This window comes from Micromonospora sp. NPDC005174 (genome assembly GCF_040608495.1).
Classification (GTDB): domain Bacteria; phylum Actinomycetota; class Actinomycetes; order Mycobacteriales; family Micromonosporaceae; genus Micromonospora.
The window spans coordinates 93,875-119,232 of record NZ_JBEXIJ010000008.1 but is presented as its reverse complement, the minus strand read 5'-3'; the positions used below and the strand labels follow the sequence as shown (position 1 = coordinate 119,232).

The window sequence follows — 25,358 nt, the reverse complement described above, 5'->3', positions numbered from 1 at the left end:
TCGATTCGCTGCTGGTAATGCCTTGCGGTCGAATCGCGACGGAGAGCGTATCTGTGGAGGTCGCCTCTCGTTATCCCGGATGCTGAAACTGGCCGATTTGGCCCTTGCTCCGGGACGGGTGCGCGGGCGCCCCGTGACTCTCTCGTCGAGTCGTCGGGTTGCGGACCGGCGCAGCGACGACACGGGAGAATCAATGAATTTCGCAACCACCGGACGCCGTGTTCTCATCACCGGCGGTACGGGTTCCTTCGGCCAGACCATGGTGCGCCGGCTCCTCGACCGTGGTGCCGGTGAGGTCCGGGTGCTGAGCCGGGACGAGGCCAAACAGGACGCCATGCGTCGGCTGCTCGGCGACGAGCGGGTCCGCTACTACGTCGGGGACGTGCGCGACTACGACTCGGTGCTCAAGGCCAGCCGGGGCATCGACTACGTCTTCCACGCGGCAGCCCTCAAGCAGGTGCCGTCGTGTGAGTTCTTCCCGCTGGAGGCCGTCCGGACCAACGTGCTGGGCAGCGCCAACGTCATCGAGGCCGCCGAGCGCAACGGCGTCGGATCGGTCGTCGTGCTCAGCACGGACAAGGCCGTCTACCCGGTCAACGCGATGGGCATGAGCAAGGCGCTGATGGAGAAGGTCGCCCAGGCGCACGCCCGGAACAACCCGAACAGCTCGACCACCGTCTCCTGCGTCCGGTACGGCAATGTCATGTACTCGCGTGGATCGGTGATCCCGCTGTTCGTCGAGCAGATCAAGGCCGGCCGGGCGCCGACCGTGACCGACGTGGGGATGACCCGGTTCCTGATGTCGCTCGCCGACTCGGTCGAGCTGGTCGAGCACGCCTTCCACCACGCGCGACCCGGTGACATCTTCATCCGCAAGGCCGCCGCCTGCACGGTCGGCGACCTGGCCGAGGCGGTGTGTCAGCTCTTCGACGTGCCCACCAAGCTCGACGTGATCGGCGTGCGACACGGAGAGAAACAGGCCGAGACGCTCGCCAGCAGGGAGGAACTCGCCCAGGCCGAGGATTTCGGCGACTTCCTCCGGGTGCCGCTGGACGCCCGCGACCTCAACTACGCGCTGTACGTCTCCGAGGGTGACCTCGGCGGCGGGCCGAGCGAGGACTTCAACTCGGCCAACGCGCCGCAGCTCGGCGTACCCGAGATCATCGCGCTGTTGAAGACGCTGCCCGAGGTACGCGCGGAGCTGGCGCTGCGGGACCCGGTGCTGGCGTGCTGAGGCTCGCCGTCACCGGTGCCGGAGGATTCCTCGGCTGGCACGTGCGGGTGCTGCTGCGGGCGCTGGGCTGGCCGGAACCGGTCGTGCTCACCCGGGCCGACCTCACCGATCCCGGCGTGGTCGCCGCCAAGGTGGCCGGGGTGGACCGTGTGCTGCACCTGGCCGGCGTCAACCGGGGCGAGCCGGCCGATGTCGCGGCCGGGAACGTCCAACTCGCCGCGCAGCTCGCCGAAGGTCTCAAGCGGTGTGCGAACCCGCCGGCACGGGTTGTCTACGCGAACTCCGTGCAGGCCGGCAACGGCACCCCGTACGGCGATGCCAAAGCCACCGCCGCGCGGGTGCTGGCGGCCACCGGCATCGAGGTCGACGACGTGTTGCTGCCGAATCTGTACGGCGAACACGGACGTCCGTACTACAACTCGGCCGTGGCGACGTTCTGCCGGGTGCTCGCCGAGGGCGGCCGGCCAGAGGTGCACGCCGACCGCGAGTTGAGCCTCGTGCACGTCACCGACGCGGCCGCGCGGCTCATCGGTGTACCGGCCGGCGGCTCGTGGGATCCGGCCATGCCGCCGGTGCGGATCGGCGTGCAGGCTCTGGCCAGCCTGCTGACCGGGATGGCCGCGACGTACCGGACCGGGGAGTTCCCGTCCCTGGTGAGCCGGCACGACGTGCGGCTGTTCAACACCTACCGGTCGCACTGCTTCCCAGCGCACTATCCGCTCGCGCTGCCCCGCCGGGCCGACGCCCGGGGCGAGCTGGTCGAGACGGTCAAGGCGCACGGCGGGGCCGGCCAGACGTTCTGCTCCACCACCCGCCCCGGCATCACCCGAGGTGAGCACTTCCACCTGGCGAAGGTGGAACGGTTCGTGGTGCTGCGCGGCTCGGCCGAGATCAGTCTGCGCCGGGTGGACGACACCGAGGTGCTGCGGTTCCCGGTCAGCGGCGACGAGCCGGTGCTGGTGGACATGCCCACGATGTGGGTGCACAAGCTGGTCAACACCGGCTCGGACGACCTGGTGACGATGTTCTGGACCAACGAACTGTTCGATCCGGACCGACCGGACACCTGGCCTGAGCCGGTGGAGGCGACCCGGACGGCGCCGGTGGCGGTCGGCGCGTGAAGGTTGGCCTGATCAGCCAGTGGTATCCCCCCGAGGGGGCGTTCATCCCCGGCAACCTGGCGAGCGGGCTCGCCGGCCGGGGCCACCAGGTCCGGGTGCTCACCACCTTTCCGAGCTACCCGTACGGCCGGACCTACCCCGGCTGGCGGCAGCGGTGGGGGTATCGGGAGACCGAGGGGCCGGTGGCGGTCCGGCGGGTTCCGGCCTATCCGAGTCATGACGCCTCCGCCCTGCGCCGGGCGTTGAGTCTCCTGTCGTTCGGTGCCAGCAGCGCGTTGCCCGGGGCACGGTGGCTCGCCGACGTCGACGTCACGTACGTCTACCACCCACCGCCCACGGCCGTCGCCGCCGCGGCGTTGCTGCGCGCCGCCCGGCGGACACCGATCGTGCTGCACGTGCAGGACCTGTGGCCCGATTCGGTGACGCATTCCGGCATGGCACCCACCGGCCGGGCCGGTCGCTCGCTGGAGGGGGCCGTCGGCGCGCTGATGCGTGCGACGTACCGGTTGGCGGACACCATCGTGGTGATCTCCCCGACGATGGCCGAGCGGGTGGTGGCGGGAGGCGCCGACCCGGACCGGGTGCGCGTGGTCTGGAACTGGACCGACGACGCCCTGTTCCGGCCGGTGCCGGTCACCGCCGAGGCCCGCGCGGTGCTGGGTCATCGCGGACGGTGCACCGTGATGTTCGCCGGCAACCTCGGGCTCCTGCAGGGCCTGGACACGGCCATCCGGGCGGCGGCCTCCGCCCGGGACCGGTTGGACCTGGTGCTTGTCGGTTCCGGCGCGGGCGAGGACGCGGCCCGTCGGCTCGCGGCCGACCTGGGCGCCGACAATGTGCGGTTCGTCGGTCGACACCCGCCCGATCAGATGGCGCAGCTGTCCGCGGCGGCGGACTGGCAGTTGGTGTGCCTGCGGGACGTGCCCGCCCTGCGGGCCGCCGTCCCGTCGAAGCTCCAGGCCGCGTTGGCCTGCGGCATTCCGGTGATCGCGGCGGCGGGCGGCGACACCGCGGCCCTCGTCCGCTCGGCCGGGCTCGGTCTCGTCTGCCCACCGGAGGACTGGCGGGCGCTCGCCGACCAGTTCGTGGCGGCAGCCGACATGCCTACCGACGCGCGTCGCGAGATGGGCCGCCGGGCCCGACACACCTACCAGGAGCGGATGTCGCTGCGGGTGGGCGTCGACCAGTTCGAGGACATCCTGACCAAGGTTGCTGCGCAGAGAGGACGGGCATGACCAGGATCATGACGGTGGTCGGAACCCGACCGGAGATCATTCGGCTGTCCCGGGTGCTCGCCCGGCTCGACGACACGGTCGACCACGTTCTGGTCCACACCGGCCAGAACTGGGACCCGACGTTGTCCGACGTGTTCTTCACCGAGCTGCGGCTGCGCCAGCCCGACCGGTTCCTGGAGGTCGACACCTCGTCGCTCGGCCGGGTCCTCGGGGGTGTGCTGGTCGGCATGGAGCAGGCGATCGCCGAGCTGCGCCCGGACGCGCTGCTGGTGCTGGGCGACACCAACAGTTGCATCGCCGCGCTGATGGCGAGGCGGATGCGGGTGCCGGTGTATCACATGGAGGCCGGGAACCGCTGCTTCGACCTGAACGTGCCGGAGGAAACCAACCGCCGGCTGGTCGACCACGTGGCCGACTTCAACCTCGTCTACACCGAACACGCCCGGCGCAATCTGCTCGCCGAGGGTCTGCACCCGCGCCGCATCCTGCACACCGGGTCGCCGATGCGGGAGGTGCTGGAGCACTACCGGACATCGATCGCCGGCTCGACCATCCTCCGGCAGATGGAACTGGGTCCGGGCGGGTACTTCCTGGTCAGCGCGCACCGGGAGGAGAACGTGGACCGCCCCGACCGGCTCCGCCGGCTGCTGGACTGCCTGGTCGCGGTGCGGGACCGATGGGGATTGCCGGTGCTGGTCTCCACCCACCCACGTACCCGCAAGCGGCTGGAGGCGCTGGCCCCGGACGCCACCGCGCTGGACGGCATCGCCTTCCACGAGCCGTTCGGTCTGCTCGACTACGTGCACCTGCAGACCATGGCGTACTGCACCCTGTCGGACAGCGGGACCGTCAGCGAGGAGGCGGCCATCCTCGGCTTCCCCGCGGTGACGTTGCGCGAGTCGATCGAACGGCCGGAGGCTCTCGACGCCGGCGGCATCATCATGACGGGTCTCGACCCGCAGGGCGTGGTCGAGGCGGTCGAGGTGACGGTGGCCCAGGTCGCCGCGCAGGGGGTCCCCTGCCCGGTCGACTACCAGGTGCCGGACACCTCCCGGCGGGTCGTCGACTTCATCCTCTCCACCGTCCGCCGGCACCACGACTGGGCGGGCATCCGCCGCTGAAGCAGGCAGCGCCGAACCGGGCAGCGCCGGACAGTCGACAGGGCCGGGTCACCGCGTCGAGCGGTGACCCGGCCCTGTGGCCATCGTCAGCGTGACTGCAGCGGTACGCCCAGCGGACCGTTCACCACCGGAAGCGTCGGCTGGGTGCAGAGCAGTGCGAGCTGCTCGACGACCTTCGCCGGCTCGGCGTACGGGTCGAGCCCGCGCACCTCCCTCGGGTCCAGCGCCGGCACCGTCACATGCGACACCAGAGGATGCAGCGGTCGGGCGTCGATTTCCCCAGCCCCGAGGAGGTCCTCGTGCAGCTTCTCGCCGGGCCGTAGGCCCGTGTAGACGATCGGAACGCTGCTGGTGGCGTGTTCGGCCATCTGCCGGGCCAGGTCGGCGATCCGCACCGGCTCGCCCATGTCCAGCACCAGAGCCTCCCCGTCCCGACCGATCTCGGTGGCCTGGAGGACCAGATGGACGGCTTCCTGGACCGTCATGAGATAGCGGGTCACGTCCGGGTGGGTGACGGTCAGCGGATTGCCGGCCTCGATCTGCCGTTGGAAGGCTGTCACCACCGAACCCCGACTGCTCAACACGTTGCCGAACCGGACACTGAGGAACGTGCCCGGGAACCGCGACGCGGCGTGCGCGGTCAGCAGCTCGGTGATCCGCTTCGAGTAGCCGAGGACGCTGATCGGATTGGCTGCCTTGTCCGTGGAGATGTTCACGAACCTGGCCACGTCCCGGCAGGCGTCGAGCACCGACAGGGTGCCCCAGACGTTTGTCTTGACCGCCTCGCCGGGGTGCCGCTGGAGCAGGGTGAGGTGCTTGAGCGCCGCCGCGTGGAAGATCACGTCCGGCCGGCGTTCCCGGATGACCCGGCGGATGCCCTCGTCGTCGCGAAGGTCGGCGAGGATCAGCTCCGGGCCGTCGAGCAGGGCACGCCCGGCCAGCGACATCTGGAGGCTGTGCAGGGCCGTCTCGTCGCGGTCCAGCATCATCACCTCACCCGGGTCGGCCTTCATGACCTGTCGGCACAGTTCCGAGCCGATCGAGCCGCCGGCGCCGGTGATCAGGATTCGCAGGCCGGTGAGGCTGTTGCCGCTCAGTGGCAGGTCGGCGACGACCTGGCGGCGGCCGAGCAGGTCACTGATCTGCACGTCGCGGACGTCGGTGACGGTGATCCGGTGGTCCACCAGGTCCCGGACGGGCGGCAGCACCTTGAAGGCGGCGCCCGTCTCGAGGGTCGCCTCGCGGATCTGACGGATCAGGGCGGCGTCGGCGTTGGCGACCGAGAAGATCACGGCACCGGCGCCCGTGCGTCGGACGGCAGTGCCGACGTCGTGTCGGCCGCCCAGCACCCGTACCCCGCCAACGCGCAGGTCGCGCTTCTCCGGATCGTCGTCGAGCGCGCCGACCGGCAGGTAGTGTCCGCGCGGGTCGCCGAGCATGGCCCGCAGCAGGCCCTGGCCCGCGTCGCCCATGCCGAACAGCAGCACCGGCGTCGCCGAGTGGACGTCGGGGCGCATGGCGAGATCGTGGCGGTGCCGGTACGCGAACCGCGCGGCGAGCATGAACAGCACGGCCAGGGCGCCGCCGATGAGGGGGGTGCTGGCAGGTACCGGTCGCTCGGCGAGCGGCAACAGACCCACCGTCAGGATGCTCGCGATCATGATCGCCGTGCCGGCGACGTGCTGGACCTCGTGGAGGCTGCCGACGGGGTGCCGGCCCGAGCGGAGCCGCCGCACCGGAACCAACCCCGCGTGCAGGACCGCCGCGATGCCGCCGAGGGTCACCGCGCGCGTCAGTTGGCCAGTGGTGAGGGTGAACTCGTAACGCGCCCAGGTGGCCAGCACAACCCCGACGATCCAGGCGCCGGCGTCCGCGCCGAGGAGAGCGCACGCCCGAGGCACCGCCCCCCATCGCGCTCCGGCCCTTTCCGAGCGTCGTTCTCTTTCGATGTGCCGCTGCGGCATGTGTGTCCTCGTCCCAATCGTTCGGCCGCCTGACCGGCGGCTTTGCGCCTTATGTAGTGATACCTCCTATTTATTGATCACTTGTCTTTTTCACGTACCGCCTCGCCGGGCGCTGTGTTCAGCTCCGGAGATCGACCGGACGCGACATCCGGACGAATCGGGCAAAGCCTCCGGCAATGGCGGCCTCGGTTGTCGGGCCGATCCGATAGCAGCGGGTGGCCGGCACGACCTGGGCGAGTGCTGCGGCGAGACCCGGGCCGGGCGCCTCTGCGGCGAGACGCAGGGACGGGCCGACGACCCGGACGCTCGCCGTGCCGGTCGCCCACCCGATCCGAAGATCCCCGAAGCCGTACGCCACGTGGTGCGCCGCGAACGACGGCCAGTCGAGCAGACGGACGGTGGGGTCGGGGGCGACTCCGTCGAGCCGTACCTCGGTCCACTGCGCGTACGACTCGTCGGTGAAGCCGCGACGCTCGTAGAGGCGGCGCGCCCGGGGGTTGCTCGACGACACGTCCAGCGCGAGGTCGGCGCACCCGAGTTGGCGTGCCAGGTCGTACCCGTCGTCGAGCAGCAGCCCGCCCCACCCTCGTCCCCGCTGTCCCGCGGCGACCGCTATGCCGTTGAGGAAGAGTCGCCTGCCGATCACCCGCCAGTCGGCGACCGCCCGTACCCGGGAGGAGTCGCGGACGCAGCGGAGCACGACCGTGCGGAGGCCGCTGGGCGGGGCGACGGCGGCGCCGAGGAAGGCGGCGAAGGTCGCCGCGTGGTACGGCGTCAGACCCGCGCACTCGGCGGGTATGGACTGGCGGAGCAGTTCCACGATCCCGTCGAGGTGCGGATCGGTCGGCTCGTCGACGGTGGTGATGCCGGTCCGCGACACCAGGACGGTCACGTCAGCATCCGCTCCCGGTCGAGGTCGAGCATCTGCGCGGACGGATCCGCCGCGACGCCGGCACCGGTGAGGACCGCGCGGACGGTGCGGCCGATGATCCGCAGCTCCAGTCCGAGCGACCAGTTCGTGACGTAGACGACGTCGAGTTCCAGACGCTCGTTCCAGGCAAGCCCGTTGCGTCCGTGGATCTGCGCCAGTCCGGTGATCCCCGGGGGTACCTCGAAGCGCAGCCGCTCCCGGTCCGTGTAGAACGGGTCGTACCTGGGCAGCAGCGGACGTGGCCCGACCAGGCTGAGCTCACCCTTGAGCACGTTGACCAGCTGGGGCAGCTCGTCGATGCTCGCCCGCCGCAGCAGCAGACCGATGCCCTTGCAGCGTTCTCCGTCCGGCAGGAGCACGCCGTGCGCGTCGCGCTCGTCGGTCATCGTGCGCAGCTTGTAGACGGTGAACGGGCGGCCCGCCTGGCCGGTCCGTTGCTGGCGGAACAGGACCGGCCCGCCGAGTCGCAGGCGGATCAGGATCGCGGCCAGGGCCAGCACCGGAGAGAGCGCGACCAGGATGGTCAGGCTCACCACGACGTCGATGAGCCGTTTGATCCGACGTTGTGTGTCGAGTGTCCCGGTGCTCATGCGACACCTGCCCGGTACGCCGGGAAGTAGCCGCTGGACTCCAGGTCCTCGGCCGTGCGGTCGAGCCGTCTGGCCCGCGCGGCGACCAGTTCGCGGTAGCGGCCCGGGGCGATGACGGCCGAGCCCGTCCAGAACGGGGTGCGGACACCGCCGAACGAGCGCTTGAACTGGAAGAGCCCGTCGTCGGCGCGGACGCCGCCGCCGAGGTGGACCAGCCGGCACCCGTGCTCCGTGGCCCACTCCAGGATGCTCCAGACCAGCAGGTTGTTGGCGCCGGCGCGCGCGGCGAGCGGGTCGGACCCGGCCAGGTGGTAGTGGGCCCGGTCCCGGTGCCGCAGCACGAGGGCGGCCGCCACCACGGCGCCGTCGGCATCGCGGATCTCCGCGATGGACAGCGCCTTGTCCAGCCCGGCGGCCAGCTGCCGGTAGTAGCGGTCCGGGAACAGATACCAGGGCTGGCTGCCCAGTCGGACCATTGTCGACTCGTAGAGCCGGCGGAAGGGCGTGCCGGGAAGCAGGTCCTCCTGCCGGGCGGGACGGACGGTGCCGGTCAGACCACTCCTGCGGGCCTTGCGGATGGCGGTGCGGGATCGGCCCTCCATGCCGCTCCACACCTCGTCCGGCCCCTGCGACACGTCGACGGTGACGGTGTCGGCCCGGCGGGTCAGCTCGACGGACCCGAGCCCCCGGACCGCCTCGACCGAGGCGGGATCCAGCGGCGAGAAGCGCAGGAAGAGCGCGACGACCGCGGAGTCCCGCCAGTGTGCGACCGCACGGGACCAGAAGCTGACCAGGTCCGCGGTGGTGCACCCGGCGTCGACGTGCAGCCCCGAGTAGCCGTACGGGCTCGCGGCGTCGGCGTCGGTGTCGCTCACCGGCCGGAGTACGTGGGGCAGCATGAGCCGGTCGTGCTCGTGGATCATCTGCCAGCTGCCCGATTCGGTCCCGGCGGCCGCCCGGCCGTAGCCGGCCGTGAAGTAGACGTCAGGGCAGGAGGCGTCCAGTACGGCTGCCGGAGCGCCGGGGCCGGTCACCGTGAATCCGCTGGTCACCGGCGGCTCAGGAACTCGTCGATGGCCCGGCGGACCCGGTCGCCCTCGTGTTCGGCCATCGCCGAGCCGCTGGGCAGGGTGAGACCGGTGGCGAAGAGCCGTTCCGCCGCGCCGCTGAGCACGGCCTGCGCCCCGGCGTGCACCGGTTGCAGGTGCATCGGCTTCCACACCGGACGCGTCTCGATGTCCTGAGCGGCGAGGTGGGCGGCCAACTCCCCGGGCCACCACCCGGAGATCTCCGGCTCCACCACGATGGTGGTCAGCCAGCAGTTGGCGCCTGGATCGCCGTCGCCGAGCAGTCGGACCCCCGGCACCGCGGCGAACAGCTTGGCGTACTGGTCACGCAGCTCGTGGCGGCGGCGGATCATGCCGTCCAGCCGGGACAGCTGCGCCCTCCCGATGGCCGCGAGCACGTTGCTCAGCCGGTAGTTGTAGCCGATGTCGGTGTGTTCGTAGTGCGCGACGGGCTGTCGCGCCTGGGTCGCCAGGTACCGGGCGCGGGCCGCGAGTTCGGCGTCGTCGGTGAGCAGCATGCCGCCGCCGGACGTGGTCATGATCTTGTTGCCGTTGAAGGACAGCACCCCGGCCCGGCCGAACGACCCGGCGGCCCGGCCGGACCGGGTGGCGCCGAGCGCCTCGGCGGCGTCCTCGATGACCGGATGGCCGGCACGGGCACACACCGGAAGCAGGCGGTCGTAGTCGGCGCAGACGCCGAACATGTCCACCGGTACGACCGCAGCGACCTGTCGTTGCTCGGCGTCGAGCCGGTCGAGCAGCGCCTCGAGCAGGTCCACGTCGATGTTGCCGGTCATCGGGTCGCAGTCGACGAAGATCGGCTCGGCGCCGGTGTAGACGGCGGCGTTGGCGGTGGCCGCGAAGGTCAGGGTCGGCATGACGACGACCTGCCCGGGGCCGGCGCCGACAGCCAGCAGCGCCAGGTGCAGGGCGGCCGTCCCGGAGCTGGTGGCCACGGCGTACGACGTGCCGATCCGCTCCGCCAGCTCGGCCTCGAAGGCGTCGACATCCGGACCCAGCGGCGCGACCCACCCGGAGCGGATGGCGGCCAGCGCGTACGACTCCTCAAGCTGGCCGACGTCGGGCGGGGAGAGGTAGACCTTGCTCATGCTCGGATGACTCCCGCCGTCGCCGGGCCAAACTGACAAACCGGTTTTACCATCGGTCCAGCTCCCATACCTGCGTTTCCGCTATTCGAGGCTGTTTTCGGGATATTCCACTCGTCGCGGGGGTCCCGATCCCGGAAGGCTCTTCACGTCGGGCCCTCGTCAGCGGCGGCTACAGTGCTGCGAGCCGCGCCCACCGGTGGGCTCAACGCGCGAAGGGAGCCTGTGGGTGCTGCATCTGAGGGTGATCGCACCGACGGACCAGTCGGAGGCGGTGGCCGACCTGCTGGCCGCCGACCCCGGCGTGACCCACCTGGTGGTGCTGCCCGGTGCCGCCCGGCAGCCGCGCGGCGACCTCGTCGAGTGCGACGTGGTCCGGGAGAGCGCCGACACCGTCCTGGAAGGCCTTCAGCGCCTCGGGGTGGACGCGCGCGGTGGGATCGCCGCCGACGACGTCGAGCTGACCATCTCGGCGGCGGCCGACCGGGCGGCCGAGCGGGCGCCCGGCAGCGGCGCGGACGCCGTGGTCTGGGACGAGATCGCCGCGAAGACCGGTGAGCAGACCGAACTGTCCGGCACCTATCTGGTGCTGATCGTGGTGGCCACCATGATCGCGGGCATCGGTGTGCTGCTCGACCAGCCGATCCTCATCGTCGGGGCGATGGTGGTCGGGCCGGAGTTCGGCCCCCTCGCCGCGCTCTGCGTGGCGCTGCTACGCCGCCGCCTCGACGTGATCGGCCGCTCGGTGCAGGCCCTCACGGTCGGCTTCCTGGCGGCCATGGTGGCGACCGTGCTGAGCACCTGGGCGCTGACCGCCGCGGGCCTGGTCAGCAAGGGGATGCTGCTCGCCGATCGACCGCTCACCGACTTCATCTGGCGACCGGACGCGCTGTCCTGGGTGGTCGGCCTGCTCGCCGGTGTGGCCGGCATGCTCTCGCTGACCTCGAAGAAGTCGGGCAGCCTGGTCGGGGTGCTGATCTCGGTCACCACCGTGCCGGCCGCGGCGAACGTGGCGGTCGCCGCCGCCTACCGGGTGTGGGACGAGGCCGCCGGCTCGGCCCTCCAGTTGGTGATCAACCTCTGCGCGATCGTCCTGGCTGGCCTGCTCACCCTCGTGGTGCAGCAGCTCTGGTGGTGGAACCTGGCTCGTCGGTCCCGCCGTCGAGCAGCCGGGTGAGCAGCGTCCGCAACGGGATCGACTCACCGTCGCGTCCGCCCGCACCCACCACCAGCGGTGGCGGACTGGGCTGCGGGTCGACGCCGAGGAGTCGGGCCCGCAGGCCGCCCGGCACGGTCAGCAGATGGAACCGCCCGGCCACGTCCACCGCCCGGGTCTCGGCCCGGTCGACGTACCAGCCGGTCAGCCCGGTCCGGTAGCGACCGCGCCCGTCGTAACCCCTGGCGACCAGCCGCGTGGTGGGCAGCCCGCGCCGGGCGGCCTCGGCCACGAACCAGGCCACCAGCTCCGCGGCCTGCGCCTGCTCGGCGGCTCGCCGCCGCGCGTCCGCGTCGGCGTGCGCCCGCACCGCGTGCTGCTGCCGCTCCCGCCACTCACGGCCGTCGTCCTCACCCACGAGGGGACGGTACGCCCCGACTCAGTCCAGCACGGCCCGCAGGGTGTGCCGGGCGGTGTCGGCCATCACCGGGTTGGTGTCGACGTAGTACGGCAGCGCGTTGATCGCCTGTGCCAGGGCCCACCCGCGCCCCCGCTCCCAGGTGGCGTCGTCCACGCCCACCGCCCGCCGGTACGTCTGGCGCGCGCTGACGTCGAGCAGGTTCCACGCCGGCATCAGGTCGACAGCCGGGTCGCCCACGCCGACCGTCCCCAGGTCGATGACGGCAACCAACCGGCCGTCGCGCACCAGCAGGTTGCCGGGCATCAGGTCGGCGTGGAGCCACACGTCGGCGGGGTCGTCCCGGCGTACGTCCCGGCACCGGTGCCACACCTCGGCGAGCGCGGCGGTGTCGGCGAGTTCGCCGCTGACAGCGAGGGCGGCCCGTATGTCGTCGTCCTGGTCCGCCAGGGGCCCGCCCCGGCCGAACCCCGGCCACGCCCGTCCGCCGGTGTCGATGCCGTGCAGGGCGACCACGACGGCGGCCAGGTCGCGGGCGAACACCTCCAGATCGTCGATCCGGTCGGGCTGGGCCGTCTCCCCGGCGATCCAGCGGTGCGCCATCCACGGCCCGGGGTACCCGGCACCCGGCTCGCCGATGCCGAGCGGCTCGGGTACCGCGACCGGCAGGTGCGCGGCGAGCAGCACGGCGTGCTCCTGCTCCCGCCGCAGCTCCGCGCGCAGCTCCGGATCGGCGGACGGGCGCAACGGAAACCGCAGCACCACGTCCCCGCCGAGCCTGAACAGGGCGTGCACCGTGCCGGCCGAGGGGAGCGGGTGGACCGGCAACCCTCGCCAGGGGGGAAACTGCTCGGCCACCAACGCGGCAACCACGTCCGCGCCCACGTCCACCTGGTCGGCATGCATCCGCATCGCGAGATCATCACCCAGGAACGGGCGGAAACGCGCGCCCTTTTCCGCCCGCCCGCACGGCGAGTGGGCGACAACCGATCAGGCCAAGCCAGCGCGGCGCAGAGCCTCCGCCATCGCGTCGTTCGCCGGCGCCGGCGCACCCTGTCGCTGCTGCCCGCCCCGTGCGCCCTGCCCGCCGCGACCGCCGGACCCGCCCTGGCCGCCGGACCTGCCCTGCCCACCGCCGGACCCGCCCTGGCCACCGCGACCGGCCTGCGGTCCGCGCTGCGCCGGGCCGCCGCGCCCCTCCTGACTCGTCCGACCACCGGCGGCCGGCTCGTCCTCCAGGCGCAGGGTCAGAGAGATGCGCTTTCGGGGTACGTCCACGTCGAGCACCCGTACCTTGACCACGTCGCCGGACTTCACCACCTCACGGGGGTCCTTCACGAACGTCCGGGACATCGCCGACACGTGTACCAGGCCGTCCTGGTGCACCCCGACGTCCACGAACGCGCCGAAGGCGGCCACGTTGGTGACCACGCCCTCCAGCACCATGCCCGGCGTCAGGTCGCTGATCTTCTCCACGCCCTCGACGAAGGTGGCGGTGCGGAACTCCGGCCGTGGGTCGCGCCCCGGCTTCTCCAGCTCGGCGAGGATGTCGGTGACGGTGGGCAGGCCGAACCGTTCGTCGACGAAGTCGGTGGCACGCAGCCCGCGCAGGATGGCGCTCCGGCCGATCACCGCGCGCAGGTCCTGCCCGGTGCTGGCGAGGATGCGCCGCACCACCGGGTACGCCTCGGGGTGCACGCTCGACGAGTCCAGAGGGTCGTCCCCGTCGGGGATACGCAGGAAGCCGGCGCACTGCTCGAACGCCTTCGGCCCGAGCCGGGCCACCTTCTTCAGTTCGGTCCGCGACCGGAACGGCCCGTTGGCGTCCCGGTGCAGCACGATGTTCTCGGCCAGCCCGGCCCCGATCCCGGAGACCCGGGTCAGCAGCGGCGCGGAAGCCGTGTTGACGTCCACCCCGACGGCGTTCACGCAGTCCTCCACCACCGCGTCCAGCGACCGGGACAGCTTCACCTCGGACAGGTCGTGCTGGTACTGGCCGACACCGATCGAGCGCGGGTCGATCTTGACCAGCTCGGCGAGCGGGTCCTGGAGGCGGCGGGCGATGGACACGGCCCCGCGCAGCGACACGTCCATGCCCGGCAGCTCCTGCGAGGCGTACGCGGAGGCGGAGTAGACCGACGCGCCGGCCTCGGAGACCATCACCTTCGTCAGGTTGAGCTGCGGGTGTCGCTTGATCAGGTCGGCGGCCAGCTTGTCGGTCTCCCGGGAGGCGGTGCCGTTGCCGATCGCGATCAGCTCCACGTCGTGCGCGCCGGCCAGCCGGGCGAGGGTCTCGATCGACGCGTCCCACTGTCGGCGTGGCTCGTGCGGATAGATCGTGTCGGTGGCGAGGACCTTGCCGGTGGCGTCGACCACGGCGACCTTCACCCCGGTCCGCAGGCCCGGGTCCAGGCCCATCGTCGGCCGCGTACCGGCAGGCGCGGCGAGCAGCAGGTCGCGCAGGTTGGTCGCGAAGACCCGCACGGCCTCCTCCTCGGCCGCCTGCCACAGCCGCATCCGCAGGTCGGCCCCGAGGTGGATGAGGATTCGCGTACGCCACGCCCAGCGGACCGTGTCGGCAAGCCAGCGGTCGGCGGGGCGGCCGGCGTCGGAGACCCGGAACCGGCCGGCGACCACCGCCTCGTACCGGCTCGGGCCCGTCGGCACGGCGTCCGCCTCGCCGGCCTCCTCGGGCTCCATGGTCAGGTCGAGCACGCCCTCCTTCTCGCCCCGGAACATCGCGAGGATGCGGTGCGAGGGCAGCTTCGGGTACGGCTCGGAGAAGTCGAAGTAGTCCGCGAACTTCGCGCCGGCGGTCTCCTGACCCTCGCGTACCCGGGACACCAGACGGCCCCGCGACCACATCTGCTCGCGCAGCGTGCCGATCAGGTCGGCGTCCTCGGCGAAGGTCTCGATCAGGATCGCCCGCGCGCCCTCCAGAGCGGCGGCGGCGTCGGCGACGCCCTTCTCGGCATCGACGAACCCGGCGGCGATGGCCTTCGGGTCCTGGGAAGGGTCGGCCAGCAGCGTCTCCGCCAGCGGCGCGAGGCCGGCCTCGCGGGCGATCTGCGCCCGGGTCCGCCGCTTCGGCTTGTACGGCAGGTAGATGTCCTCCAGCCGCGACTTCGAGTCGGCGGCCATGATCTGCGCTTCCAGCGCCTCGTCCAGCTTGCCCTGGCCGCGGATCGACTCCAGTACGGCGGCCCGTCGCTCGTCCAGCTCCCGCAGGTAGCGCAGCCGCTCCTCCAGGGTGCGCAGCTGGGTGTCGTCGAGCAGGCCGGTGGCCTCCTTGCGGTAGCGGGCGATGAACGGCACGGTGGCGCCGCCGTCGAGCAGCTCCACGGCCGCCCGCACCTGACGCTCGGCCACGCCGAGCTCGTCGGCGATCCGCTGATGAACAGACTGGGTCACGATCTCGATCCGCCTTCGACTCGATCCGCCTCCGAAAAGCGGCTACCGCCTGCATTCTGCCGGGCGCCCCCGACCGCCGTCGTCGCGCCCGGCCGGTCGTGCGTCGCGTCGTCGCGCCTCCGCGCCCGCGCCGGGTCCATCCCTCGACCGAGCCCACCGGGCCTGCGCTAGCGTGGCGATCATGGAATCACCTGCGGAGTCGCGCGCCCGGCGGCTCTTCGGCGGCAGCGCCCGCGCCCTCGGCGACCTCACGGCCAACCCGTTCCGCGCCGACCGGGACCGGATCGTCGGCTCGCCGTTCTTCGCCCGACTCGGCGGGGTGACCCAGGTGATCAGCCCGGTCGGCTCCGGGCTGCTGGTGCACAACCGGCTCACGCACAGCCTCAAGGTCGCCCAGGTGGCCCGGGCGATCGCCGAGCGGCTGACGGGCGACGACAGGTGGAGCCACCTGCTGGACAAGCTCGGTGGCCTCGACCCCGACGTGGTGGAGGCGGCCGCGCTCGCCCACGACCTCGGCCACCCGCCGTTCGGCCACCTGGGGGAGCGGGTGCTCGACCGGCTGGCCCGCCAGCGCCTCGGCCTCGCCGACGGGTTCGAGGGCAACGCGCAGTCGTACCGGATCGTCACGAGCACCGAGATCCGGGGCGCGGCCACCACCGGGTTGGACCTGACCGCCGCGGTCCGCGCGGCGATGCTGAAGTACCCGTGGACGAGGCTGGACTACCCCGACCCCCACCCGCGCCTCCTGGACCCGCCGCCGCGTGGCGCCACCCCGCCGCCCGACGACCCGGAGAGCGGCTCGTTGAAGTTCGGGGCGTACCGGACCGAGCTGGACGACCTGCGGCAGGCCCGGGAGCCGTTCGCCGGCCGGATTCCGGACTGGCAGCAGACCGTCGAGGCGTCCGTCATGGACACCGCCGACGACATCGCGTACGCCATCCACGACGTGGAGGACTTCTACCGCGTCGGTGTGCTCCAGCAGGGCGCGGTGTCCGCCGAGCTGATGGCGTGGCAGCGCGAGAGCGGGCACTTCCGGGCGATCACCGACGCGGCGCTGGCCACCTCGGCCCGCCGGCCCGGCGCGGCCATCGAGCGGCTACGCCGGCAACTGCACCGCAAGGACGCCTGGATCGCCGACGACGACGCGTTCGCCGCCGCCGTCGAGCACGTCCGCGAGGAGCTGGTGGACGGGCTGCTCGCGATGCCGTTCGACGGTTCGATCGAGGCGGAGCAGTACGTGGCGCGCTTCTCGGCCCGCTGGTCCACCCGCTTCGTCGACGCGATCACCATGACCGACCAGCCGTCGGTGCGCTCCGGGTACGTGCTGCTGGGCTGCGCGCAGTGGCACGAGGTGCAGGTGCTCAAGTTCGTCCACCACCGGTTCGTGCTGGCCCGCCCCGACCTGGCCCTGCACCAGCGTGGTCAGGCCCGGTTGCTGGGCACCCTCGTCGAGGCGCTGTGGGAGTGGCTGCTCGACCCGGAGGAGGAGTCGCGCCTGCCGCGCCGGCTGCACGACCTGGTCGAGCTGGCCGAGGCCGAGCTGCACCCGCGTACGCCGCACCGGATCGGCCGCGCCCGGGGACGTGCCATCGTGGACTTCGTCGCGCAGCTCACCGACGGCCAGGCGGTCGCCATGCTGGACGCGCTCTCCGGCCGCTCCGGCGCGCTCTGGACCGATGCCTTCGTGCTCTGACCCCGTACCAGCGTCCGACACGGCTCAGGCGACGGACTGCCACCAACCGTCGACGGCCGGCGGGTCGTCGACCACCACCCGCTCACCCGGGCGGGGCACGGCGAGTCGCACGTCGCGGGCCTTCGCCTCGGCCCACAGCCGGTTCACCGGCTCCGACCAGTCGTGCAGGGCCAGGTTGAACGTCGCCCAGTGCACCGGGATGAACAGCCCGCCGCGCAGGTCCAGGTGGGCGTCGACCGCCTCCTCGGGGAACATGTGGATCGTCGGCCACGCCCGGTCGTACGCGCCGATCTGCATCAGCGTGACGTCGAAGGGCCCGTGCTCGGCGCCGATGGCCGCGTACCCGGCGAAGTAGCCGGAGTCGCCGGTGTAGAAGACCTTGCGCCGTGCCCCGGCGACCACCCAGGAGCTCCAGAGCGTGCCGTCGCGGCGCAGTCCGCGACCGGAGAAGTGCTGGGCGGCGGTGGCGGTGATCTCCAACCCGTCGACCCGGTGCGACTCGGACCAGTCCAGCTCGATGATCCGTTCGGCGGGCACTCCCCACCGGTCCAGGTGGGCGCCCACTCCGAGCGGCACCACGAACGGCGCCGACTGCCCGGCGACCAGCGCCCGCACGGTGGGCATGTCGAGGTGGTCGTAGTGGTCGTGGGAGATCAGGATGGCGTCCAGCGGGGGCAGCTCGTCGATGCCCACCGGCGGCTCGTGCAGTCGGCGCGGGCCGACCGCGCCCGACGGTGAACAGCGGTCGCTCCAGACGGGGTCGAGCAGGACCCGCCGGCCCTCGATCTCGATGAGCGCCGACGCGTGGCCGTACCAGACGATGTTCAGCTCGTCGGCGGTGTCGGCGGCCGGCGACGCATCGGGCCGCACGAGCGGCACGGGTGCGGTGGGGCGACGCTTCTGCTTGCCGAAGATCAGTTCCCGGACCAGGTTGCGACCCGGCTCGGCGGCGACCATCGTGCGGACGTCGGCCTGGTTGTGGAAGGTGCCGTCGCGGAACTGGGGCGAGCGGGCCGCCCGCTCGGCTCGCGCCCCGGCGAGCCGGCCGCCCAGCGCCGCCGGCACGTCCCGGGCCACCCAGGCCAGGCCGGCCAGCGCGGCCAGTCCGGCCGGGCCGCCCATCCGTCGCACGAGCGACCGTTGCCCGTCGGTGCGTTTCGCTGGTGCCATTGCCCGTCCCTCCGCCGTGTCCCGCACTACACGGTAGTCACCTCACGAGGTCCGTGCCCCGGCGGTCGCCCGCCTCGGGCCGGTCGCTGCCGAGGCGGCCGGCCCGAGGCCCGTCTCAACCGCCGTTGCTCGGACGCTGGACGGTCGTCCGGTACGCGGTGCCCGTGCCGGCGAGGCGGTCCACCGCGGCGAGGAGCTTCGGACCCATGGCGGCCCGGGCCTGCACCGCCGGATGGGTGGCGCCGAAGTTGTCCGGGTCGGCCTGCCCGTCGGCGAAGAGGGCGTAGGTGAGCACCGCCGTCCCGGAACGGTCGAAGATCACCCCGGCCTCGTGCCGGGCGTCGGCGTACCAGCCGGCCTTCGTGGCGATGCGGGCCCGCTCGTCGGAGGACATGGTGCGCCGGATGCCGTCGGTGAAGGCCACCGGGGAGCGCAGCAGCCCGAGCAGGTGCGCCGTCGACGCCGGCGAGAGCAGCGTGCCGGCGACCAGGGCGCGCAGCAGGTCGTGCGTCTCCCGGGGAGTGCTCGTGCCGAGGAAGAACCGGTTCGGGTTGGCCACCGGCTCGACCTGGGTGTTCGGGAAACCCTTGGCGACCAGGATCGAGTTGATCTCGGCAGCCGGGGCGACCAGCCCGCACAGCCGTACCGCCGTGTCGTCCGAGACGGTCAGCAGGTTCGCCAGCACGTGTCCCAGCGTCACGCTGCTCGGGTACGCGCCGTCCAGGCTGAAGATGCCGTCACCGCCCGGCACCACGATCGACTCGGTCACCTCGACCCGCTGGTCCAGCGACAGCAGCCCGCGGTCGACCTTGTCCAACACCGCCGTCGCCACCGCGATCTTGTTGACGCTGTACGCCTCGATCGTCCGGTCCGGGTCCACCGCCACCGCGACGACCGGAGCGCCCGCCGGGTCGGCCACGCTGACGTACGCCTGCCAGTTGCCGCCGGCCTCGGTGCGGTGCTGGGTGACGGCGGTGGCGACCCGGCGAGCCGCCTGGGCGGGCGTGACCGGCGATGCCTCATTGCTCCTCGCCGCGTTGGCCGGGGCGGCAGCGCCGAGCACCGTGCCGGCGGTGGCCACTGTGCCCAGTCCGAGTGCTGTCCTGCGGTTCAGTCGGATGGTCAATCGTCTCTCCCGTCGTGGGGCGCCGGAGCGCTTGCCGGCCCACCACGCTAGACGAGTTGATCTATCCATGACGCCCCCGGAAAAGGTTCCGAACAGTTCCGAACAGTGTCACCTAGGCCGTCGGCGCAGCGCGGCACCGATCGCTCCGGCCGCCGCGCCGCCGAGCTGCGCGGCCGGACCGGCCACCGCCCGGGCGAGCTGCCCCAGATCGGGCAGATGGCCGCCGTGGACCGCCTCGCCAGCCGGGTTCGGGGCGAAGACCGTGCCGTCGTGCGCCGGGACCGGCCGCCGGCTCAGGCCCGCGAGCCGCATCAACGGTCCGACGAGTACGTCGTAGACGCCCGGCAGCACCGTGAAGCCCGCCCGCAGCACCACGTTCAGCCGGCCCACCGACACCTCGCGACGAGGACGGTCCACACAGTCGACGATGGCCCGGGCCACCCGCTGCGACCCGGCGACCGGCGGTGGGGGCCGGCCGACCCGGCCGAGGTAGTTCGCCGCCTGTTGGTAGACGGGTGTGTCCACACTGCCCGGATTGACCAGGCAGAGCCGGATCTCCGGACAGTCGCGCAGTTCCTGCTGGAGCGTGCGGGCCAGCCCCTGCAACCCCCACTTGCTGGTCACGTACGCACTCATGTAGGGCGCGGTGATGTGCCCCAGCACCGACCCGGTGAGGATCAGCGTTCCGGCGCCGGTGGCCCGGAAGTGCCGCAGCGCCACCCGGGCCGCACCGGCGGCGGCCAGCAGATCCGTCCGCACCACCTGCTCGAACACCCGCTCCGGCAGCTCGTCGAAGCGCCCGTAGGCCATCACCGCGGCGGTGTGCACCCAGACGTCGATACGGCCGAACCGTTCGATCGCCGCCTCCGCCAACGCGTCCAGCGCCCCTGCCTCGGTGACGTCGGTCGCCACGGTCAGGACCTCGACGTCCGCGCACTCCTCGCGTACCTCGGCGAGGGTCTGCGGCGCGCGGGCCGCGAGGACCAGGCGGTCGCCGCGCTCGGCGAACGCCCGCGCCGTCGCCCGGCCGATCCCGCTGGTCGCGCCCGCGACCAGCACCACCCGACTCGCACTCACGGTGCAGCCTTGGTTCGTGACTGCGGGGCTCGCAACCCCGGCTCACTCCTCGCACTCACGGTGCCGCCTTGGTTCGTGACTGCGGGGCTCGCAACCCCGGCTCACTCCTCGCACTCACGGTGCGAGGACCACCTTTATGCAGCCGTCCTCCTTCTTCTGGAACATGTCGTACGCGCGCGGCGCGTCGCTCAGCGGCAGCCGGTGGGTGCGCAGGTCTTCCACGCCCAGCGGGTCGTCGTCGCCAGCGAGCAACGGCATGATCTCGTCGACCCAGCGGCGCACGTGGCACTGGCCCATGCGTAGCTGGATGCCCCGGTCGAACATCTCCATCATCGGCATCGGGTCGGCCTCGCCCCCGTAGACCCCGGAGAGCGAGACGGTGCCGCCGCGGCGGACCGCCTTGAGAGCGGCGTGCAGGACGGCGAGCCGGTCCACGGCGACCCGGTCCGTCATCGTCTGGGCGAGCTTGTCCGGCAGCAGCCCGACGGCCGCGTGGGCCAGCTTGCCGACCGGGGAGCCGTGCGCCTCCATGCCGACCGCGTCGATGACGGCGTCCGGACCACGTCCGTCGACCAGGTCGATAAGCGCGCCCGGCGCGTCGGACAACTCGCGTACGTCGAGCACCTCGATGCCGTGCCGGCGGGCCAGCTCAAGCCGCTCGGGCACCAGGTCCAGCCCGATCACCCGCTCCGCGCCGAGGTGGCGACCGATGCGGGCGCAGAACTGGCCGACCGGGCCCAGCCCGAAGACGGCCAGGGTGCCGCCGGGCGGGGTGTCCGCGTACTTCACCGCCTGCCAGGCGGTGGGCAGGATGTCGGAGAGGTAGAGGTAGCGCTCGTCCGCGCCGGTCTCCGGGATCTTGATCGGCCCGAAGTGGGCCTGCGGAACGCGCAGGTACTCGGCCTGCCCGCCGGGCACGGACCCGTAGAGGGAGGTGTAGCCGAACAGTGCGGCGCCCTTGCCCTCGCTCGTCACCTGGGTCGTCTCGCACTGGGCGTAGAGCTGACGTCGGCACATCCAGCAGTTGCCGCACGAGATGTTGAACGGCACCACCACCCGGTCGCCGGGCTTGAGCCCGGTCACCTCCGACCCGACCTCCTCGACGACCCCCATCGGTTCGTGGCCCAGGATGTCGCCGGGCTTCAGGTACGGCCCCAGCACCTCGTACAGGTGCAGATCTGAGCCGCAGATCGCCGTCGACGTGATCTTGACGATCGCGTCGGTCGGTTCCTCGATCCGAGGATCGGGCACGTCCTCGACCCGTACGTCCCGCTTGCCCTGCCAGGTCAACGCCTTCATGTCCGGCTGCCCCTCCCTCGTCCTACCCTGACTGCTACCCGGGAAGGGGGAGTTGAACCGGCTGGCCAAGAGTGGACGTGCTGGTTGATCGACTCGGGTTCCAGGAAGTCGGGGCGTGGTGGGCGCCCGGACAGGCCGACTTTCTGGATGTCGAGTCGATCTAGACGCCACACCGCCGCGCCGCCGCACCCCGGCAACTCGGGATGCGGCGGTGTGACGGCGCGTGACGGTCAGGAGCCGGGGGTGTTGCCGCCCTTGGCGGTGGCCGCGAGGTAGTCGCGGTTGAGGCGGCCGATCGTGTTCAACGGGATGCCCTTCGGGCAGGACACCGTGCACTCGCCGGCGTTGGTGCAGCCACCGAAGCCGGCCTCGTCGTGCGCGTCGACCATGCCGATCACCCGGGTGTAGCGCTCCGGCTGGCCCTGCGGCAGCAGCGAGAGTTGGGTGAGCTTGGCGGCGGTGAAGAGCATGCCGGAGCCGTTCGGGCAGGCCGCCACGCACGCGCCGCAGCCGATGCAGGCCGCCGACTCGAAGGCGGCGTCCGCGTTGGCCTTGGCGACCGGGGTGGAGTGCGCCTCGGGTGCGCTGCCGGTCGGCGCGGTGATGTAGCCACCGGCGGCGATGATGGTGTCGAAGGCGCTCCGGTTGACCACCAGGTCCTTGATGACCGGGAAGGCGCTGGCCCGCCACGGCTCGATGTCGATCGTCTCGCCGTCCTTGAACTGCCGCATGTGCAGCTGGCACGCCGTGGTGCCGCGCTGCGGCCCGTGCGCGTCGCCGTTGATCATGAGGCCGCACATGCCGCAGATGCCCTCGCGGCAGTCGTGGTCGAACGCCACCGGGTCCTCGCCGTCGAGGATCAGCCGCTCGTTGAGCACGTCGAGCATCTCCAGGAACGACATGTCCGGGGACACGTCGTCGACCGGGTAGGTCACCATCCGACCCTTGTCCTCAGGGCCCTTCTGGCGCCAGATGCGCAGGGTCAGGTTCACTTGTAGCTCCGCTGCGTGGGGTGGACGTATTCGAACTTCAGGTCTTCCTTGTGCAGCACCGAGGGCTCACCGGTGGCGGTGAACTCCCAGGCCGCGACGTACGCGAACCGGTCGTCGTCGCGCTGCGCCTCCCCGTCGGGGGTCTGGTGCTCGGCCCGGAAGTGACCGCCGCAGGACTCCTCGCGGTGCAGGGCGTCGATGCACATCAGCTCGGCCAGCTCGAAGAAGTCGGCCACCCGGCCGGCCTTCTCCAGCGACTGGTTCAGCTCCTCGCCGGTGCCGGACACCTTGACCCGCTGCCAGAACTGCTCGCGCAGGTCGCGGATCTCACCGATCGCCTTGCGCAGCCCGGCCTCACTGCGTTCCATGCCGCAGTGCTCCCACATGATCTGGCCCAGCTCGCGGTGGAACGAGTCCACGGTCCGGTCGCCGTTGACGGCCAGCAGCCGCTGGACGCGGTCCTCGACGTCGGTACGGGCCTCGACCGCCGCCGGGTGGCTGGCGTCGACCTTTTCGAGGGGGCCCGAGGCCAGGTAGTTGGCGATGGTGGTGGGCAGCACGAAGTAGCCGTCGGCGAGGCCCTGCATCAGCGCCGACGCGCCGAGCCGGTTCGCGCCGTGGTCGGAGAAGTTCGCCTCGCCGATCACGAACAGGCCCGGGATGCTGGACTGGAGGTCGTAGTCGACCCAGAGCCCGCCCATCGTGTAGTGCACGGCGGGGTAGATCCGCATCGGCACCTCGTACGGGTCCTCGCCGGTGATCCGCTCGTACATCTCGAAGAGGTTGCCGTACTTGGCCTCGATGGCCTTGCGGCCCAGCCGGTCGATGGCGTCGGCGAAGTCGAGGTAGACGCCGAGCTTGGTCGGACCGACGCCCCGGCCCTCGTCGCACACGTTCTTGGCGGCGCGGGAGGCGATGTCGCGGGGGACCAGGTTGCCGAAGGACGGGTAGATCCGCTCGAGGTAGTAGTCCCGCTCGTCCTCGGGAATGTCCTTCGGGCTGCGGTCGTCGCCCTTGGCCTTCGGCACCCAGACCCGGCCGTCGTTGCGCAGCGACTCGCTCATCAGGGTCAGCTTCGACTGGTGGTCGCCGGAGACGGGGATGCAGGTCGGGTGGATCTGCGTGTAGCAGGGGTTGGCGAAGTACGCGCCCTTGCGGTGCGCCCGCCAGGTGGCGGTGACGTTGCAGCCCTTGGCGTTGGTGGAGAGGTAGAAGACGTTCCCGTAGCCGCCGGAGGCGAGGACGACCGCGTCGGCCATCTCGGTGCTGATCTCACCGGTGACCAGGTCCCGGACGATGATGCCGCGGGCCTTGCCGTCGACGATGACCAGCTCCAGCATCTCGTGCCGGGCGTTCATCTCCACGTTGCCGAGGCCGATCTGCCGCTCCAGGGCCTGGTACGCGCCCAGCAGGAGCTGCTGACCCGTCTGGCCCCGGGCGTAGAAGGTGCGCTGCACCTGCGCGCCGCCGAACGAGCGGGTGTCCAGCAGGCCGCCGTACTCGCGAGCGAACGGGACGCCCTGGGCGACGCACTGGTCGATGATGTTGACCGACACCTCGGCCAGGCGGTGCACGTTCGACTCCCGGGAGCGGAAGTCGCCGCCCTTGACGGTGTCGTAGAACAGCCGGTGCACCGAGTCGCCGTCGTTGCGGTAGTTCTTCGCGGCGTTGATGCCGCCCTGCGCGGCGATCGAGTGGGCCCGGCGCGGGCTGTCCTGGTAGCAGTAGGACTTGACGTGGTAGCCCTGCTCGGCCAGGGTCGCGGCGGCCGATCCGCCGGCCAGGCCGGTGCCGACCACGATCACCGTCATCTTGCGGCGGTTCGCCGGGTTGACCAGCTTGGCCTCGAAACGCCGGGTCTCCCAGCGCTTCTCGATCGGGCCGGTGGGCGCCTTCGTGTCGGCGATCGGGTCGCCTTCGGTGAAGAGTTCCATGTCAGGACACCAATCCGGTGAGTACGGCGAACGGGACCACCAGGTATCCGGCGCAGAGCACCACGGCGAAGACGAGCGCGGCGTTGCGCGCCCGGCGCTCGCCCCGGGGCGTCTGCTGGCCGAGGCTGCGGAACGCGCTGAACGCGCCGTGCCGCAGGTGGAAGCCGAGCGTGACGATCGCCAGGGTGTAGAAGAGCGTGACGTACCAGCGCTCCGGCGCGAAGTCGGCGACGACGTTGCCGTAGGGCTTGCCCTCGGTGCCGACCGGGTTCAGCGTGCCGGTGGTCAGGTCCAGGAGGTGGTAGATCACGAACAGCAGGATGATCACGCCACCCCAGCGCATGGTGCGGGCCGCGTAGCTGCCCCGGACCTTCTTGCGGTGGGCGTACTTCACCGGACGGGCGGCGCGGGCCCGCAGCGCCAGCACGGTGGCGGCCCAGATGTGGGCGACGACGGCCACCACGAGGACGGTGCGCAGGATCCACAGGAACCAGACGCCGGGCAGCAGCGGCTTGCCGATGTCACGCAGCCAGTGCGCGTAGTGGTCGAACGAGGTCTCCCCCGTGAACACCTTCAGGTTCCCGAGCATGTGCGCGATCAGGAACAGCACCAGCAGGATGCCCGTCACCGCCATGACGGCCTTGAGGCCGACGTTCGAGCGAATGGGCGACCGAGTTTTCGTCATTACCACGGGACCGACGCTAGGAGCACTT

At 71.8% G+C, this 25,358-nt stretch carries 21 protein-coding genes; 6 read left to right on the top strand and 15 right to left on the bottom strand.

Going from position 1 to position 25,358, the window contains the following annotated elements; translation table 11 throughout:
- The first annotated feature begins 193 nt into the window (after positions 1-193).
- Genes ABZU91_RS12165 through wecB form a run of 4 tightly spaced genes read left to right on the top strand, consistent with a single transcriptional unit; the run spans position 194 to position 4,711 of the window.
- Entirely contained in the window at positions 194-1,234 is a 1,041-nt protein-coding gene (locus ABZU91_RS12165) for an SDR family NAD(P)-dependent oxidoreductase (protein WP_355237964.1), read from the top strand.
- The gene (locus ABZU91_RS12160) at positions 1,228-2,355 is read left to right on the top strand and encodes an NAD-dependent epimerase/dehydratase family protein (protein ID WP_355237961.1); all 1,128 of its coding nucleotides are present in this window, start codon (positions 1,228-1,230) and stop codon (positions 2,353-2,355) included. Before ABZU91_RS12165 ends, ABZU91_RS12160 begins: the two co-directional genes overlap by 7 nt.
- Entirely contained in the window at positions 2,352-3,590 is a 1,239-nt protein-coding gene (locus tag ABZU91_RS12155; protein WP_355237958.1) for a glycosyltransferase family 4 protein, read from the top strand. The genes ABZU91_RS12160 and ABZU91_RS12155 overlap by 4 nt, the downstream gene beginning before the upstream one ends.
- Positions 3,587-4,711 (top strand): UDP-N-acetylglucosamine 2-epimerase (non-hydrolyzing), encoded by a 1,125-nt coding sequence (gene wecB / locus ABZU91_RS12150; RefSeq protein WP_355237955.1) that lies wholly within the window; start codon positions 3,587-3,589, stop codon positions 4,709-4,711. Before ABZU91_RS12155 ends, wecB begins: the two co-directional genes overlap by 4 nt.
- An 86-nt stretch (positions 4,712-4,797) precedes the next feature.
- On the opposite strand, the gene ABZU91_RS12145 is transcribed toward wecB, so the two are convergent.
- The 5 genes from ABZU91_RS12145 to ABZU91_RS12125 form a co-directional block, all read right to left on the bottom strand.
- Positions 4,798-6,612, bottom strand: coding sequence for a nucleoside-diphosphate sugar epimerase/dehydratase (locus ABZU91_RS12145; protein WP_355237952.1), 1,815 nt, complete (start codon positions 6,610-6,612; stop codon positions 4,798-4,800).
- Between the two features lie 181 nt (positions 6,613-6,793).
- Positions 6,794-7,567 (bottom strand): GNAT family N-acetyltransferase, encoded by a 774-nt coding sequence (locus ABZU91_RS12140; RefSeq protein ID WP_355237948.1) that lies wholly within the window; start codon positions 7,565-7,567, stop codon positions 6,794-6,796.
- Complete coding sequence (locus ABZU91_RS12135) at positions 7,564-8,196, bottom strand: sugar transferase (protein WP_355237945.1); 633 nt, start codon at positions 8,194-8,196, stop codon at positions 7,564-7,566. Before ABZU91_RS12135 ends, ABZU91_RS12140 begins: the two co-directional genes overlap by 4 nt.
- A complete protein-coding gene (locus ABZU91_RS12130; RefSeq protein ID WP_355237942.1) occupies positions 8,193-9,248 on the bottom strand; it encodes a GNAT family N-acetyltransferase in 1,056 nt (351 codons plus the stop codon). Before ABZU91_RS12130 ends, ABZU91_RS12135 begins: the two co-directional genes overlap by 4 nt.
- Positions 9,245-10,372, bottom strand: coding sequence for an aminotransferase class I/II-fold pyridoxal phosphate-dependent enzyme (locus tag ABZU91_RS12125; protein ID WP_355237939.1), 1,128 nt, complete (start codon positions 10,370-10,372; stop codon positions 9,245-9,247). Before ABZU91_RS12125 ends, ABZU91_RS12130 begins: the two co-directional genes overlap by 4 nt.
- Before the next feature lie 226 nt (positions 10,373-10,598).
- Here ABZU91_RS12125 and ABZU91_RS12120 point away from each other — a divergent pair, with 226 nt between their 5' ends.
- A complete protein-coding gene (locus ABZU91_RS12120; protein ID WP_355237936.1) occupies positions 10,599-11,546 on the top strand; it encodes a DUF389 domain-containing protein in 948 nt (315 codons plus the stop codon).
- On the opposite strand, the gene ABZU91_RS12115 is transcribed toward ABZU91_RS12120, so the two are convergent.
- From ABZU91_RS12115 to ABZU91_RS12105, 3 genes are all read right to left on the bottom strand, one after another.
- Positions 11,476-11,943 (bottom strand): hypothetical protein, encoded by a 468-nt coding sequence (locus tag ABZU91_RS12115; protein ID WP_355237933.1) that lies wholly within the window; start codon positions 11,941-11,943, stop codon positions 11,476-11,478. The two genes, ABZU91_RS12120 and ABZU91_RS12115, sit on opposite strands and share 71 nt — an antisense overlap.
- Positions 11,944-11,964: 21 nt before the next feature.
- Positions 11,965-12,855 (bottom strand): aminoglycoside phosphotransferase family protein, encoded by an 891-nt coding sequence (locus ABZU91_RS12110; RefSeq protein WP_355237930.1) that lies wholly within the window; start codon positions 12,853-12,855, stop codon positions 11,965-11,967.
- 78 nt (positions 12,856-12,933) lie between these two features.
- On the bottom strand, positions 12,934-15,354 hold the full coding sequence (locus ABZU91_RS12105; RefSeq protein ID WP_355237927.1) for a Tex family protein: 2,421 nt from the start codon (positions 15,352-15,354) through the stop codon (positions 12,934-12,936).
- Between the two features lie 181 nt (positions 15,355-15,535).
- Here ABZU91_RS12105 and dgt point away from each other — a divergent pair, with 181 nt between their 5' ends.
- Positions 15,536-17,047 (top strand): dGTP triphosphohydrolase, encoded by a 1,512-nt coding sequence (gene dgt / locus ABZU91_RS12100; RefSeq protein WP_355237924.1) that lies wholly within the window; start codon positions 15,536-15,538, stop codon positions 17,045-17,047.
- A 24-nt stretch (positions 17,048-17,071) separates the two neighbouring features.
- Here dgt and ABZU91_RS12095 read toward each other — a convergent pair whose 3' ends face one another.
- The 7 genes from ABZU91_RS12095 to ABZU91_RS12065 form a co-directional block, all read right to left on the bottom strand.
- Positions 17,072-18,217, bottom strand: a complete 1,146-nt coding sequence (locus tag ABZU91_RS12095; RefSeq protein ID WP_355237921.1) for an MBL fold metallo-hydrolase — start codon at positions 18,215-18,217, stop codon at positions 17,072-17,074.
- Between the two features lie 115 nt (positions 18,218-18,332).
- Positions 18,333-19,343 (bottom strand): serine hydrolase, encoded by a 1,011-nt coding sequence (locus ABZU91_RS12090; RefSeq protein ID WP_355237918.1) that lies wholly within the window; start codon positions 19,341-19,343, stop codon positions 18,333-18,335.
- A 108-nt stretch (positions 19,344-19,451) separates the two neighbouring features.
- Positions 19,452-20,420 carry an SDR family NAD(P)-dependent oxidoreductase gene (locus tag ABZU91_RS12085; RefSeq protein ID WP_355237915.1) on the bottom strand — a complete coding sequence of 323 codons (969 nt, stop codon included), beginning with the start codon at positions 20,418-20,420 and terminating at the stop codon, positions 19,452-19,454.
- 114 nt (positions 20,421-20,534) lie between these two features.
- Positions 20,535-21,719, bottom strand: coding sequence for a zinc-dependent alcohol dehydrogenase (locus ABZU91_RS12080; RefSeq protein ID WP_355237912.1), 1,185 nt, complete (start codon positions 21,717-21,719; stop codon positions 20,535-20,537).
- A gap of 230 nt (positions 21,720-21,949) precedes the next feature.
- Positions 21,950-22,711 carry a succinate dehydrogenase/fumarate reductase iron-sulfur subunit gene (locus ABZU91_RS12075; protein ID WP_355237909.1) on the bottom strand — a complete coding sequence of 254 codons (762 nt, stop codon included), beginning with the start codon at positions 22,709-22,711 and terminating at the stop codon, positions 21,950-21,952.
- Positions 22,708-24,645: a fumarate reductase/succinate dehydrogenase flavoprotein subunit gene (locus ABZU91_RS12070; RefSeq protein ID WP_355237906.1), complete on the bottom strand. Its 1,938-nt coding sequence runs from the start codon at positions 24,643-24,645 to the stop codon at positions 22,708-22,710. The genes ABZU91_RS12075 and ABZU91_RS12070 overlap by 4 nt, the downstream gene beginning before the upstream one ends.
- A 1-nt stretch (position 24,646) precedes the next feature.
- Positions 24,647-25,330, bottom strand: coding sequence for a succinate dehydrogenase cytochrome b subunit (locus ABZU91_RS12065; protein ID WP_255787444.1), 684 nt, complete (start codon positions 25,328-25,330; stop codon positions 24,647-24,649).
- Between the last annotated feature and the right edge of the window lie 28 nt (positions 25,331-25,358).

Coding starts and splice junctions, on each gene's coding strand:
- ABZU91_RS12165 (WP_355237964.1), top strand. CDS start 194: ATGAATTTCGCAACCACCGGACGCCGTGTTCTCATCACCGGCGGTACG.
- wecB (WP_355237955.1), top strand. CDS start 3,587: ATGACCAGGATCATGACGGTGGTCGGAACCCGACCGGAGATCATTCGG.
- ABZU91_RS12135 (WP_355237945.1), bottom strand. CDS start 8,196: ATGAGCACCGGGACACTCGACACACAACGTCGGATCAAACGGCTCATC.
- ABZU91_RS12125 (WP_355237939.1), bottom strand. CDS start 10,372: ATGAGCAAGGTCTACCTCTCCCCGCCCGACGTCGGCCAGCTTGAGGAG.
- ABZU91_RS12110 (WP_355237930.1), bottom strand. CDS start 12,855: ATGCGGATGCATGCCGACCAGGTGGACGTGGGCGCGGACGTGGTTGCC.
- dgt (WP_355237924.1), top strand. CDS start 15,536: ATGGAATCACCTGCGGAGTCGCGCGCCCGGCGGCTCTTCGGCGGCAGC.
- ABZU91_RS12095 (WP_355237921.1), bottom strand. CDS start 18,217: ATGGCACCAGCGAAACGCACCGACGGGCAACGGTCGCTCGTGCGACGG.
- ABZU91_RS12080 (WP_355237912.1), bottom strand. CDS start 21,719: ATGAAGGCGTTGACCTGGCAGGGCAAGCGGGACGTACGGGTCGAGGAC.
- ABZU91_RS12070 (WP_355237906.1), bottom strand. CDS start 24,645: ATGGAACTCTTCACCGAAGGCGACCCGATCGCCGACACGAAGGCGCCC.
- ABZU91_RS12065 (WP_255787444.1), bottom strand. CDS start 25,330: ATGACGAAAACTCGGTCGCCCATTCGCTCGAACGTCGGCCTCAAGGCC.